Genomic DNA, 13,717 nt, shown 5'->3' with positions numbered 1-13,717 from the left:
CAAATTGTTCGCTGAGGCTGTTGGCGCCGTTGGCGTTTGGATGGGCTTCATTGTCCAGCAGCGTGTAGCTGTAGCTGACCACGCCGGTGGTGGCGTTGTAGCCGGTGATGGTCAGCGTATTACCCAGTGCGGTGGTAATCGACTGAGGGAAACCAGCTGCTACACCGCCGGTGACGACGTTGATGCCGCCAACACTCAAGGTCTGCACACCATCCAACGCAGTCACGGTAAAGGTGCCGCTTTGAGTCAGCGCCGATGCATCCGGGCTGCTGCCATCGCTGAGGTTTTTCTCTTGCAGCGACAGCTCACCACCCTCGGCATCAAGGCCCACCAACACCACAGGGTCGTCGTTGTTGTGCACTTGCAGCACCAGGTTTGCGGTGCTGGTGTCGCCGTCGGCATCGGTCAGCGTGTAGGTGAACGTCTCAGTGCCGCTGCCCCCGCCATGCAACGCGACGAATTGCGGATCGCTGGTGTTCAGGGTGTAGGTGTACGTGCCGTTGGGGTTGAGCACCAGGGTGCCGTAGGTGCCGGTGAACGTCCCGCCGATGATCGGCCCGCTGTCGGGACCGGTGGGGATCCGGTCGGCGCCCTGATGGTCGTTGGGCAATACGTTGCCGGTGAGGGTGACCAGGGTTTCCGACGCCGTGTTGGCGTGGCTGTCGTCGATCGCCTGGGGCACGTCATCGGTAATGTTGACGTCCAGGGTGCCGGTGGCCGTATCGCCGTCGGTGTCGACCGCCACCACCGGGAACTGCTCGGTAATGTTGTTGGCACCGCCACCGGCAGGATGGATTTCATTGTCCGTCAGGGTGTAGCTGTAGCTGACCACCCCCGTGGCCGGGTCATAACCAGTGATGGTCAACGTGTTGCCCAGCGCTGAAGTGATGGTTTGGGGGAAGCCCACGGGCACGCCGCCGGTGATCACGTTGATGCCGCCGATGCTCAGGCTGCTCAGCCCGTCAGGCGCGGAGACCGTGAAGGTGCCGCTTTGCACCAGCGCCCCCGGATTACTGGCCGAACCATCGGCCAGATTGGCCTCGTTGGTGGTCAGCTCGCCGCCCTCGACATTGACCCCGTCGAGGGTCACCGGGTTATCCGGTGTCACCGGCGGCACGGTTGCATCGTCGTCCGTGTTGTCCGGGTCACCGGCCAGGCGCAGCGGTGGAAACTCGGGAATCCCGTTGAACCCGGCCGTCGGAAAACCGATCAGCGGATCGATTTCCCCGCCGACCTCTTCCAGCAGCACAAAACTGTGCCCGCCGCCCACGCCCCCCGGGTTGCCGCCCTCGGGGCCAGCGGCCGTGGCCTCACCAGTCTGAGTCGGGTCGGCACCGGCAGCGATGGCTTGCTGCAGCTTTTGCACATCGGTCAGTTGCGCGTCACTCGGTGCCGCCGCGTCGGGCGTGTCGACATGAGGCGCATGGTTGGCGAGCAACTGCGGGGTCAGGGTCAGGTTGCTTTCGCGGCCCAGGGTCAAGGTCTGGCCGTTCTGCATATGAACAGCCACGGCCCCTTCGGCACCGGTGACCAGGTGTTCGCCGGCGTAAAGCCGATCGCCTTCGACCAGAGGCCGCCGCAGGCCACCGGCCGCTTCTGCGAAAACTTGCCCGACCACTTTGCTGACGATACCGATGAGCGCTGCCATGTGCATTTCCTCCGTTGCCGACCGCAATCGGCACCTGTCTGGGTGAAGAATCCGTCCTCGGGTTGGCGACCAAAAAAGCTGGAAAATCTGCCAGCTTTCGTGAAAGCAGAAAGTGCTGGCAATTCGCCAAAACGACAAAAAACCGTCACCTAGAACCGCCTCACACATCGCCCTTTCGGCACTTCTTCACGTCGTTTAAAAATCTGCATGGAACTTTTATTGACGCCTAAAAGCCGTCGGAACCCGCAGATTCAAAGGCTTTCGCTTTGAACAATGTGCCGGTTTTTTTCAAGCACATAAGTTTTTTTCGGCATAAGTCTTATGAGAAATTCTTCTTAGGTTTTGCTCAGGATGTTCTTAGCTGTGTTGTTACAAGGTTGAAACGGTTTTGATCTTAAATACGTCAATATATTGGCGACAAGCGAAGCACTACAGACCTCAGGAGATGCACCCCATGCGCGTTCTAACCCCCCTCTGCAGCGCGGTTTTGCTGGCCATGGCCTGCTCTTCTCAGGCGCAGGCCCTGTCCTTGACCGAAGCGATCCAGAGCACCATCGCCACTCACCCGGAGCTGGCACAACGGGTGGACAGCCGTCTGTCGGCCAATGAAGACGTCAAAGTCGCCCGAGGGGGCTTTTTCCCATCGGTGGATCTCAATGCCGGTTACGGTCGTGGCTATAGCGACAACACCAACACCCGGGCCTTGGGCAATCACCACACCAATATCCTGACCTACACCCAATCGGAGCTGCGCCTGCGGCAGATGATCTTCGACGGGTTCAACACCGCCAATGAAGTGCAGCGCACCCAGGGCGTGGTCAACTCCCGGGCCTATTACGCCCAGGGCACCGCCCAGGATCTGGCACTGCGCACCATCGAGGTCTACCTGGAAGTGCTCAAACGTCGCGAGCTGGTGACCCTGGCCAAGAACAACCTGCAAGCGCACATGCGGGTCAACGACCAGATCGGCCTGCGCACCGAGCGTGGGGTAGGCAGCAACGCCGACTCCGACCAGTCCAATGCCCGTCGGGCCCTGGCGGAAAACAACTACGACACCGCCCAGGTCGACCTGGCCGACGCCGAGGCGAACTTCTACAGCGTGGTCGGGCGCATGCCCGATGAACTGGAAGCGCCGCCCTCGACCAAAGGCGAACTCCCCGCCGACCTGCGCGAAGCCCAGCAAAGCATGGTGGATAACAACCCGTACCTGAAATCGGCCCAGGCCGACATACAGTCCGCCGAGAGCCAGTACGAAGTGGCGAAGTCGCCGTTCTACCCGCGCTTCGACGCCGAGGCGGCGGTGGGCGCCAATAACAACATCGGTGGCGAAGAAGGCCACGACAACAACTGGCGGGTCGGCGTGGTGATGAACTACAACCTGTTCCGCGGTGGCAGCGACAAGGCGCGGCTGGCGTCCAACGCCCACCAGATCAACCAGGCCATGGACATCCGCAACAATGCCCTGCGCCAGCTCAACGAAGACACACGCCTGGCCTGGAACGCGATGCTCAACGCCCGCAAACAGACCCCCACCGCCCGCGAATATGCCGACACCACCGCCCGCGTGCGCGCCGCGTACCAGGATCAGTTCGGTCTCGGCCAGCGCACCCTGCTCGACCTGCTCGACAGCGAAAACGAGCTGTACAACGCCAACCGTCGCTACACCGAGGTGCGTTACACCGAGGAGTACTCGATGTACCGGGTGCTGGCGAACATGGGCCTGCTGTTGCACAAACAACGGATCGTGCTGCCGGCCGATGCGGTCGCGCAGACCGAAGTCAAGAATCAGGCTCGGCTGCCGGAACTGAAGTAGCCCCCCTCGAAAAAATATGGGAGCAACCGACGTGACCAGCATGGAACCCGCAACCCCGAGCGCTGACCCGCGCCTGAACTTCGATGATCCCTTGCTGGACGGTCTGTTGATCCTCTGCAAACTCCATGGTGCGACGGTCAGTCGCGCCAGCCTCAGCGCCGGGCTTCCTATGGCGCACCAACGCTTGAGCCTGGACCTGCTGCCGCGCGCAGCGGCCCGGGCAAGCTTGCAGGCGCGCCTGTTGCGTCGTGAGCTGGCGGATATTTCCCCCCTGAACCTGCCGGTGATGTTGATCCTGGCGGGCGGGCGCTGTGCGGTACTCAGGCGCTGGGGCGAGGATGGCAAGGCGCTGATCCTGCCCAGCGAAGCCGACGGCGGCGAACAGTGGGTCAGCCGCGAGGAACTGACCCTCGACTACAGTGGCCAGGCCTTGTTCGCCCGGCCGCGCCATGAACTCGAAGACCTGCGCTCGCCCCTGGTGCCGCGGGTCGAGGCGTGGTTTCGCGACACCTTGAAACTGTCGCGCTGGCTGTACAGCGACGCAATCCTGGCGAGTTTCCTGATCAACCTGCTAGGCCTGATGGTGCCGCTGTTCGTCATGCAGACCTACGACCGCGTGGTGCCGAACCAGGCCACGTCGACCTTGTGGGTGCTGGCCGTGGGGCTGTTGATCGGCACCGGTTTCGAACTGGTATTGCGGGTGGTGCGCGCCCATCTGCTGGACACCGCCGGCAAGAAAACCGACGTGATTCTCTCCGCGACCCTGTTCGAACGCATCACCGGCATGGCGATGAAGGCCAAGCCAGTGACCATCGGCGGCTTCGCCCAGAGCATCCACGACTTCCAGGGTCTGCGCGAATTCCTCACGGCGGTGACCCTCACCAGCCTGATCGACCTGCCCTTCGCCCTGCTGATGCTGGTGGTGATCGGCCTGTTGGGCGGCTGGCTGGTGGTGATTCCGGTGGTGGCGTTTCCGATCACCATTGTCTTCGCGATGATCATCCAGGTGCGCCTGCGCGACACCGTGCAAAAAAGCCTGGCCCTGGGCGCCCAGCGCCAGGCCCTGCTGATCGAAACCCTCGGCGGCCTGGAAACCCTCAAGGCCTGCAGCGCCGAGAGCGAGCGCCAGCATCAGTGGGAAAGCACCCACGGCGCCCTCACCCGCCTGGACAGCCACGCTCGCAACCTCTCGGCACTGGCGACCAACGGCACCTTGTTCCTGCAACAACTGGCGGGCATGGCGACCATCGTCGCCGGGGTCTACAGCATCATCGCCGGCAACCTCAGCGTCGGCGCGCTGGTGGCGACCTACATGCTCGGCAGCCGGGTGCTCGCCCCGCTCGGGCAGATCGCCGGACTGATCACCCGTTACCAGCAAGCCCAGCTCACCATGCGCAGCACCGATGCCCTGATGGCCTTGCCTCAGGAGCGTGACGCCAAGCAGCGGCCCCTGGATCGCACCCAGTTGCAGGGCGCGCTGGACGTCAACGGCGTGACCTTTCATTACAACGGCCAGAGCACCCCAGCGCTGGCGAACATCAGCTTCAGCCTCAAACCCGGCGAACGGGTCGGGATCATCGGCCGCAGTGGCTCGGGCAAGAGCACCCTGGCGCGCCTGGTGATGGGTTTCTATGCGCCCGAGGAAGGCCAACTGCTGCTGGACGGCCTGGACCTGCGACAACTGGACGTCGCCGACCTGCGCCAACAGATCGGCTACGTCGCCCATGACCTGCCGCTGCTGGCCGGCAGCCTGCGGGACAATCTCACCCTGGGCGCCCGCTACGTCAGCGACGCGCGCATGCTGGAAGTGGCGGAACTGACCGGTGTCACCGAACTGGCGCGCCAGCATCCCCAAGGCTTCGACCGCCCGGTGGGCGAGCGCGGGCAACTGCTCTCCGGTGGCCAACGCCAGGCCGTGCTGCTGGCCCGGGCCTTGCTGCTCGACCCGCCGATCCTGTTGCTGGACGAACCCACCAGCGCCATGGACAACAGCAGCGAAGACGTTTTGCGGCAAAAGCTTCATACCCATGTACAGGGCAAGACCGTGCTGCTGGTCACCCACCGCACCTCGATGCTGAGCCTGGTGGACCGCTTGGTGGTGCTGGATAACGGCCGGATCGTGGCGGATGGGCCGAAAGAGGCGGTGATCGATGCGCTGCGCAAGGGGCGTGTGGGCTCCGCGGCGGTATAGAAACAACACCGCCACCTGTGGGAGCAAGGTTTGTGTGGGAACAGGTTTGTGTGGGAGCAAGGCTTGCCCGCGATGAAGCTGATGCGGTCTCACTGGAACCGAGGCGCCTGTATCGCGGGCAAGCCTTGCTCCCACAAAAGCCTTGCTCCCACAGATAACCCTCTCAAGCCACAGGGATGTGTTTGGCTTTATTTTCTCTAACCAACGGGTACCGCCCCATGTCTGCTCAAACACCGGATTCAGCCGCCCGAAGCTACTTCGGCAGTTTCAGCAAAAGCGCCGAAAGCGAGTTCATGCCGGAAACCGCTGGCGCCACGCTGCAGGATTCGCCCCGCCGCTCGCGGGTGACCGTGTGGCTGGCCGCCGGGTTGATCATCACGGGGCTGGTCTGGGCGAAGTTCGCGGTGTTGCAGGAAGTCACCACCGGCGAAGGCAAGGCGATTCCGTCGAGCAAGATCCAGGTGATCCAGAACCTGGAGGGCGGCATCGTCACTGAGATTTTCGTCCGTGAAGGCCAGATGGTGAACAAGGGCGACACCCTGCTGCGCCTGGACGACACGCGCTTCCTGTCGAACAAGGGCGAAAGCGAGGCTGACCGCTATGCCCTGACCGCCCAGGTCGAGCGCCTGTCGGCCGAGGCTGAAGGGCGGCCCTTCGCGCTCTCGGCAGAGGTCATCGCCAAGGCCCCGCAAGTGGCCGAGGATGAGCGCTCACTATACGAACAACGGCAACGGCGCCTGGCCAGCGAACAACGCACCCTGACCGAACAACTGCGGCAGAAGACCCAGGAGCTGGCGGAATTTCGCTCCAAGCAAGGCCAGTTCAGCTCGGCCCTGGCCTTGCTGCAAGAAGAAATGAACATGTCCGCCCCGCTGGTGCGCACCGGGGCGGTGTCGCCGGTGGAGATCCTGCGGCTCAAGCGCAGCGCGGTGGAAATCCGCGGCTCGCTCAACGCCACCACCCTGGCTATTCCCCGAGCCGAATCGGCGATCAACGAGATCAAGAGCAAGATCGACGAATCGGAACAGACCTTCCGTTCCGAGGCGGCCAAGGACCTCAATGAGAAACGCACCGAACTGTCGAAAATCACCGCCTCGAGCATCGCCATCGACGACCGCGTGACCCGCACCACCGTCGTCTCGCCGGTGCATGGGGTGATCAAGCAACTGAAGGTCAACACCATCGGCGGCGTGGTGCAGCCGGGCAACGACATGGTGGAAATCGTGCCCCTGGAAGACAACCTGCTGATCGAAGCCAAGGTCCGCCCTCAGGACGTGGCGTTCCTGCACCCAGGCCAGAAAGCCATGGTCAAATTCAGCGCCTACGACTACACGATCTACGGCGGGATGAGCGCCAAGCTCGAACTGATCGGCGCCGACACCATCACCGACGACAAGGGCAACAGCTTCTACCTGATCCAGGTGCGTACCGATAAAAATCACTTGGGTGGGGATGCCAAACCATTGCTGATCATTCCGGGGATGGTGGCGACGGTGGACATCATCACCGGGGAGAAAAGTGTCCTGGATTACTTACTCAAGCCGGTATTGAAGGCGCGGACCGAGGCGATGCGCGAGCGATAGGCCTTAAGCTGAGACTTTCTTTGATTGCTCTACCGCTATCGCGAGCAGGCTCGCTCCCACATTGGTTCTGTGGTGTTAGCAGATTTTTGCATGCACTGGAGATCAACTGTGGGAGCGAGCCTGCTCGCGATGAAGCCAGCACAGTCACGACTTATTTCCCAGCATGGTTACGCCGAAACGTCTCCTCCCCCATCGCCGCAATCTGCCCCTCGATCAACGCCTCGAACGGCCTCAGCAACCCCTCGAAGCTCGCCGGCGCCTCAAGCACCTGCAACGCCTGGACAATCGCCTCCAGCGTCGACAAAGCTCCCGGCCCCGGTGCCTTGCGCAAGCGGTAACGGGACACCCCGCCCTCGGCCAATGTCACCCTCGGCAGCGCCGCCAGCAGCGGGTTGAGGTGCAGCAGCTTGCGCGCCTTGCGCCAGGTGCCGTCGGGCACGACCAGCAGCAACGGCTCATCGGAAGGCGCATACGCCTGCAACGGCTGTGCATCGTCAGCCGGAAACAACAACCGTGCCTGATAACCCGGTTGATTGAGCAAACTGGGCAAATCCTCGAACACCTCGCCCACGATCAGTTCAGCGTTGTTAAGCCCCAACGCCGCCAAGCGGGCGGTGTTCAAGGCATGGTTCACTTCGCTGGGATGCTGCAACAGCAAGACACGGGTGCGGCTGTCGAGGCTGGGGATCAACGGGCACAGACAGTGGCTTTGCGGTCGTTGGCAGCGCGGGCATTGAGTTCTGGACATGGTCAGGCCTGATTCAGTTGAGCTTTGAGCAAATCGCGGAAGGTCTGGATCAGCGGCTCGCGGCTGCGGCCACGGCGCACGATCATCGAAAACGGCGCCTGATAGCCGAAGGTCGCCGGCAGCAGCACGCGCAAGTCGCCCTTGTCCACCCAAGCCTGGGCGTAGTGCTCGGGCAGGTAACCGACGTAGGCGCCGGACAACACCAGGATCAACTGCGCCTCCATGCTCTCCACGGTCGCCGCGCTGTGCTTGAAGCCGTGGCGAGCCAGTTCGGCCTGGCTCCAGTAACCGCGCCCGACCATGCGCTGCTGGGTGATGACTTGTTCGGGGATGCGCCGCTCGTTGAACAGCGGGTGGCGGTTGCTGCAATACAACCAGTGCTGTTCACGGTACAGCGGCATGTAGACCAGCCCGCTCATGCGCGTGGAAAACGCACCGATGGCCAGGTCCAGGCGGTTGTCCTGCACGCCGAGTTGCAGCTCGTAAGGGCTCATGACCGACAGGTGCAAATGCACCGCCGGATGCTCCTGGCTGTAGGCACCGATGGCTTCGGCGAACGGCAAGGCCTTGTCGCTGACGGTGGAGTCAATCACTCCCAGGTTCAGCGTGCCGCGCAGTTCACCCTTGAGCGCTGCCGCGTACTGCTCGAACCCTTCGAGCTCGCCCAACAGGCGCAAGGTTTCCTGATGGAACAACTCGCCCTTGCTGGTCAGGCTGAACCCGCCCCGACCGCGATGACACAACACCAGGCCCAGGGCCGACTCAAGCTGGCTCATGTAGGTGCTGATGGCCGACGTGGACAGGTTGAGTTCGTGCTGGGCATTGGCGAACCCCTGATGCCGGACCACGCTGACAAAAATGCGCAGTAGTTTCAGGTCGGGTAGAGCGTTGGCCATGGGGGTGTCTCCATACAAGCAGGTCAATGCACATTTGTGGCGAGGGGATTTATCTGTGGGAGCAAAGCTTGCTCGCGATACAGGCGCCTCGGTTCCAGAGGAAACCGCATGAACCTCATCGCGGGCAAGCCTTGCTCCCACAGGCTTGCGCCCACCATTAACCTCATCAATCGCGAGAGTCTATCGCCCCACCCGCCATTAGTTTAGAAAAATCTGAACTAAGTATTTGCCGCCAGCGATTCTTCACGACAATGGCTTTTCGCAGAATCGGCCCCTGATAAATAAAACAACGATGAGGCCCTACCCGTGGACAAGATTCTTCACCAACCACTGGGCGGCAACGAAATGCCGCGCTTCGGCGGCATCGCCACCATGATGCGACTCCCCCATTTGCAAAACGCTGCCGGCCTGGACGCTGCGTTCGTCGGCGTGCCGCTGGACATCGGCACCTCCCTGCGCGCCGGCACCCGTTTCGGACCGCGTGAGATCCGCGCCGAATCCGTGATGATCCGCCCCTACAACATGGCCACCGGCGCCGCGCCGTTCGACTCGCTGTCGGTGGCCGACATCGGCGACGTGCCGATCAACACCTTCAACCTGCTGGACGCGGTGCGGATCATCGAGGAGTCGTACCACAAGATCCTCGAACACAACGTCATCCCCCTGACCCTGGGCGGCGACCACACCATCACCCTGCCGATCCTGCGGGCCATCCACAAGAAACACGGCAAGGTCGGCCTGGTGCACATCGACGCCCACGCCGATGTGAACGACCACATGTTCGGCGAGAAAATCGCCCACGGCACCACCTTCCGCCGCGCCGTGGAAGAAGGCCTGCTCGATTGCGACCGCGTAGTGCAGATCGGCCTGCGGGCCCAGGGCTACACCGCCGATGATTTCAACTGGAGCCGCAACCAGGGTTTCCGCGTGGTCCAGGCCGAAGAGTGCTGGCACAAATCCCTGGCCCCGCTGATGGCCGAAGTACGTGAGAAAGTCGGCGGCGGCCCGGTGTACCTGAGCTTCGACATCGACGGTATCGACCCGGCTTGGGCGCCAGGCACCGGCACTCCGGAAATCGGCGGCCTGACCACCATCCAGGCGATCGAAATCGTCCGTGGCTGCCAGGGCCTCGACCTGGTCGGTTGCGATCTGGTAGAAGTCTCGCCGCCGTACGACACCACCGGCAACACCTCGCTGCTGGGCGCCAACCTGCTGTACGAGATGCTCTGCGTATTGCCCGGCGTGGTTCATCGCTGAGGTGCGGTCATGAACGATCGAGATCAGGTTCTCAAGGCCGCCGCCGAATTGGTGTCGGCCTTCGCCCGCAATGACCGCGACGCCTACTTCGGCGCGTTCACGGCCGATGCGAGTTTCGTGTTCTACACCCTCGAACAGCCCCTGCTGTCACGCGATGCCTACCTGGCGTTGTGGGATCGCTGGCGGTCCGAGGATGGCTTCGAGGTGCTCAATTGCACTTCGAGCAACGCCTTCGTCAGCCTGCAAGGGGACGTGGCGATTTTCATCCATGACGTGGCCACCGAGCTGCGCATGCAAGGGGAGCTGCACTTTAGCCAGGAGCGCGAAACCATTGTGTTTCGCCAAGAACAACAAGGCCTATGGCTGGCCTGTCACGAACATTTGTCCGCAATGCCGGAAGGGCTGCCATCCCCTTAGCAACAGGCGACATTCACACACGATGAATGCGCCTCGATGATCGGAGCAGATCATGAATAACAATAACGATAAAAGCCTTACGCACATTGAAACCAACGGGGTCGAGCAGATCCCCGACCACGAACGCAGCGCCGGTCCGGGCGACCTGTTTCGCCTGATCTTCGGCGGCGCCAATACCTTTGCCACCGCCGTGCTCGGCAGTTTTCCGGTGCTGTTCGGCCTTTCGTTCCAGGCCGGGGTCTGGGCGATTGTGCTGGGCGTCCTGGTGGGTTCGATCATTCTCGCGCCGATGGGCCTGTTCGGCCCGCTCAACGGCACCAACAACGCGGTTTCTTCCGGGGCACACTTCGGCGTGCACGGGCGAATCGTCGGCTCGTTCCTCTCGTTGCTGACCGCCATCGCGTTCTTCTCGCTGTCGGTCTGGAGCTCCGGGGATGCGTTGATCGGCGGCGCCAAACGGTTGATCGGCATGCCAGAGACCGACCTGAGCCTGGGCCTGGCCTACGGCCTGTTCGCCCTGCTGGTGTTGACGGTGTGCATCTATGGCTTTCGCTTCATGCTGTGGGTCAACCGCATCGCCGTATGGGCGGCCAGCCTGCTGTTTTTGCTGGGCATTTTCGCCTTCGCACCGATCTTCGACAGCCAATTCGCCGGCACGGTCAGCCTCGGCCAGCCGGGCTTCTGGGCAGCGTTCATCGGCGCGGCGCTGGTGGCCATGAGCAATCCGATTTCCTTCGGGGCGTTCCTCGGTGACTGGTCGCGCTACATCCCCCGCAACACGCCCAAGCGCCGCATCATGCTGGCCGTGATCGCTGCGCAACTGGCGACGTTGATCCCGTTCCTGTTCGGCCTCGCCACCGCCACCATCGTGGCGATCAAGGCGCCGGACTACATCGCGGCCAACAACTACGTGGGCGGATTGCTGGCGGTTTCGCCGGGGTGGTTCTTCCTGCCGGTGTGCCTGATCGCGGTGATCGGCGGCATGTCCACCGGCACCACGTCGCTGTATGGCACCGGCCTGGACATGTCCAGCGTGTTTCCACGGGTGCTGTCGCGGGTCAAGGCGACGCTGCTGATCGGCGTGCTGTCGATTGCCTTCATCTTCATCGGGCGCTTCGCGGCGAACCTGGTGCAGAGCGTCTCGACCTTCGCGGTGCTGATCATCACCTGCACCACGCCGTGGATGGTGATCATGATCATCGGCCTGCTGGTGCGCCGTGGCTTCTACTGCCCGGATGACCTGCAAGTGTTCACCCGCGGCGAAACCGGCGGGCGCTACTGGTTCAGCCACGGCTGGAACTGGCGCGGCCTGGGGGCATGGATCCCCAGCGCGCTGGTGGGGTTGTGCTTCGTCAACCTGCCGGGGCAGTTCGTCGGGCCGCTGGGGGAACTGGCCGGTGGGATCGACATCAGCCTGCCCGTGACCCTGGGCCTGGCGTCGGTGGTGTACCTGGTGTTGCTGGGGCTGTTTCCAGAGCCGGCGGCGGTGTATGGGCCGGGGGATCCGCGGAGCAAGGGTTCGGTCTCGCCGAGCGCTGAACCTGTGGCGAGGGGATTTATCCCCGCTGGAGCGCGCAGCGCTCCCAAATCCTGACATCTCGGTGTGCCTGACAGATTGAGTTGGCTGTTTTGGGGCTGCTTCGCAGCCCAGCGGGGCGGTGCGACGTTTCGCTAAATCCCCTCGCCACAACTCCATCTGTCCACGGCGCCATCTCGACTTCCTACAAAAAAGACAATCGGAGACACGCCACCATGGCTTTGGACTTAATCGTCGTTCTCATCTACGCCGCCGGCATGATCGCCCTCGGCTGGTACGGCATGCGCCGCGCCAAGACCCGTGACGACTACCTGGTCGCCGGGCGCAACCTCGGCCCGGGCTTCTACCTGGGCACCATGGCCGCCACCGTCCTGGGCGGTGCGTCCACCATCGGCACCGTGCGCCTGGGCTACGTCTACGGCATTTCCGGATTCTGGTTGTGCGGCGCCATTGGCCTGGGCATCGTCGGCCTCAGCCTGTTCCTCGCCAAGCCGTTGCTCAAGCTGAAGATCTACACCGTGACCCAAGTGCTGGAGCGCCGCTACAACCCGGCCGCGCGCCAGGCCAGTGCGTTGATCATGCTGGTTTATGCGCTGATGATCGGCGCCACCTCGACCATCGCCATCGGCACCGTGATGCAGGTGCTGTTCGGCTTGCCGTTCTGGGTGTCGATCCTGGTGGGCGGCGGCGTGGTGGTGCTGTATTCCACCATCGGCGGCATGTGGTCACTGACCCTCACCGACATCGTGCAATTTCTGATCATGACCGTTGGCCTGGTGTTCCTGCTGATGCCAATGTCTATCGTCGATGCCGGCGGCTGGGACGCAATGGTCGCGGCCTTGCCGGCCAGCTACTTCGATTTCACCGCGATTGGCTGGGACACTATCCTCACCTACTTCCTGATCTACTTCTTCGGCATCTTCATCGGCCAGGACATCTGGCAGCGGGTGTTCACCGCCCGCAGCGAAGGCGTGGCCAAAGTCGCCGGCACCGCCGCCGGCCTGTACTGCGTGCTGTACGGCCTGGCCGGTGCGTTGATCGGCATGGCGGCCAAGGTATTGCTGCCGGACCTTGCGAACGTCAACAACGCCTTCGCCAGCATCGTCCAGACCAGCCTGCCCAACGGCATTCGTGGATTGGTGATCGCCGCCGCCCTGGCAGCCTTGATGTCCACCGCCGCAGCGGGCCTGCTCGCGGCGTCCACTACGGTGGTCCAGGACTTGCTGCCCCGTCTGCGCCAGGGCCGCGAGAGTGGCAATGGCGACGTCCACGAGAACCGCATCGCGACCCTGCTGATGGGCGTGGTGGTCTTGGTGATCGCCCTGGTGGTCAGCGACGTCATCAGCGCCCTGACCCTGGCCTACAACCTGTTGGTGGGCGGCATGCTGATCCCGCTGATCGGCGCCATCTACTGGAAACGCGCCACCACCGCCGGCGCGATCACCAGCATGTCGCTGGGCTTCCTGACCGCGCTGCTCTTCATGCTCAAGGACGGCCTGGACGCCAACACGCCGATCTACTACAGCCTGAGCGTGGCGCTGGTGAGTTTTGTGCTGGTGAGCTTGTTGTCGCCACGGCCGAGCGTGGTGGCCAAGGTGGTTTGAGCGAAACCGAATCAAGCCGAACA

General features: G+C 62.9%; 10 protein-coding genes. 7 read left to right on the top strand and 3 right to left on the bottom strand.

The annotated features are described in order from the left end of the window. Positions 1 to 1,648, bottom strand: a 1,648-nt coding sequence (locus B0E42_RS22005; protein WP_139353198.1) for a retention module-containing protein, incomplete at its 3' end; no start/stop codon positions are given. A 454-nt stretch (positions 1,649 to 2,102) separates the two neighbouring features. Between B0E42_RS22005 and B0E42_RS22000 the strand changes: the two genes are divergently transcribed. From B0E42_RS22000 to B0E42_RS21990, 3 genes are all read left to right on the top strand, one after another. Beyond that, entirely contained in the window at positions 2,103 to 3,461 is a 1,359-nt protein-coding gene (locus B0E42_RS22000; protein ID WP_018614414.1) for a TolC family outer membrane protein, read from the top strand. 31 nt (positions 3,462 to 3,492) lie between these two features. Continuing rightward, complete coding sequence (locus B0E42_RS21995; RefSeq protein WP_077507382.1) at positions 3,493 to 5,652, top strand: type I secretion system permease/ATPase; 2,160 nt, start codon at positions 3,493 to 3,495, stop codon at positions 5,650 to 5,652. 218 nt (positions 5,653 to 5,870) lie between these two features. Next, a complete protein-coding gene (locus B0E42_RS21990; RefSeq protein ID WP_053186500.1) occupies positions 5,871 to 7,235 on the top strand; it encodes an HlyD family type I secretion periplasmic adaptor subunit in 1,365 nt (454 codons plus the stop codon). A gap of 151 nt (positions 7,236 to 7,386) precedes the next feature. On the opposite strand, the gene B0E42_RS21985 is transcribed toward B0E42_RS21990, so the two are convergent. Together B0E42_RS21985 and B0E42_RS21980 are read right to left on the bottom strand one after the other, a co-directional pair. Further along, a complete protein-coding gene (locus B0E42_RS21985) occupies positions 7,387 to 7,983 on the bottom strand; it encodes a tRNA-uridine aminocarboxypropyltransferase (protein ID WP_018614408.1) in 597 nt (198 codons plus the stop codon). A gap of 2 nt (positions 7,984 to 7,985) precedes the next feature. Then, complete coding sequence (locus tag B0E42_RS21980) at positions 7,986 to 8,879, bottom strand: LysR family transcriptional regulator (protein WP_003184133.1); 894 nt, start codon at positions 8,877 to 8,879, stop codon at positions 7,986 to 7,988. Between the two features lie 306 nt (positions 8,880 to 9,185). On the opposite strand from B0E42_RS21980, the gene speB reads away from it, so the two are divergent. From speB to B0E42_RS21960, 4 genes are all read left to right on the top strand, one after another. Beyond that, on the top strand, positions 9,186 to 10,136 hold the full coding sequence (gene speB, locus B0E42_RS21975) for an agmatinase (protein WP_077507380.1): 951 nt from the start codon (positions 9,186 to 9,188) through the stop codon (positions 10,134 to 10,136). Between the two features lie 9 nt (positions 10,137 to 10,145). Beyond that, the gene (locus B0E42_RS21970) at positions 10,146 to 10,553 is read left to right on the top strand and encodes a nuclear transport factor 2 family protein (protein ID WP_046062957.1); all 408 of its coding nucleotides are present in this window, start codon (positions 10,146 to 10,148) and stop codon (positions 10,551 to 10,553) included. A gap of 49 nt (positions 10,554 to 10,602) precedes the next feature. Next, a complete protein-coding gene (locus B0E42_RS21965; protein ID WP_256578339.1) occupies positions 10,603 to 12,147 on the top strand; it encodes a cytosine permease in 1,545 nt (514 codons plus the stop codon). Positions 12,148 to 12,305: 158 nt separating this feature from the next. Continuing rightward, complete coding sequence (locus B0E42_RS21960; protein WP_077507374.1) at positions 12,306 to 13,694, top strand: sodium:solute symporter; 1,389 nt, start codon at positions 12,306 to 12,308, stop codon at positions 13,692 to 13,694. Positions 13,695 to 13,717: the final 23 nt, after the last annotated feature.

It is taken from the genome of Pseudomonas sp. A25(2017) (assembly GCF_002001065.1).
Classification (GTDB): Bacteria; Pseudomonadota; Gammaproteobacteria; order Pseudomonadales; family Pseudomonadaceae; genus Aquipseudomonas; species Aquipseudomonas kilonensis.
The sequence above is the reverse complement of the archived record's forward strand: the minus strand, read 5'-3'. Positions and strand labels throughout refer to the sequence as shown.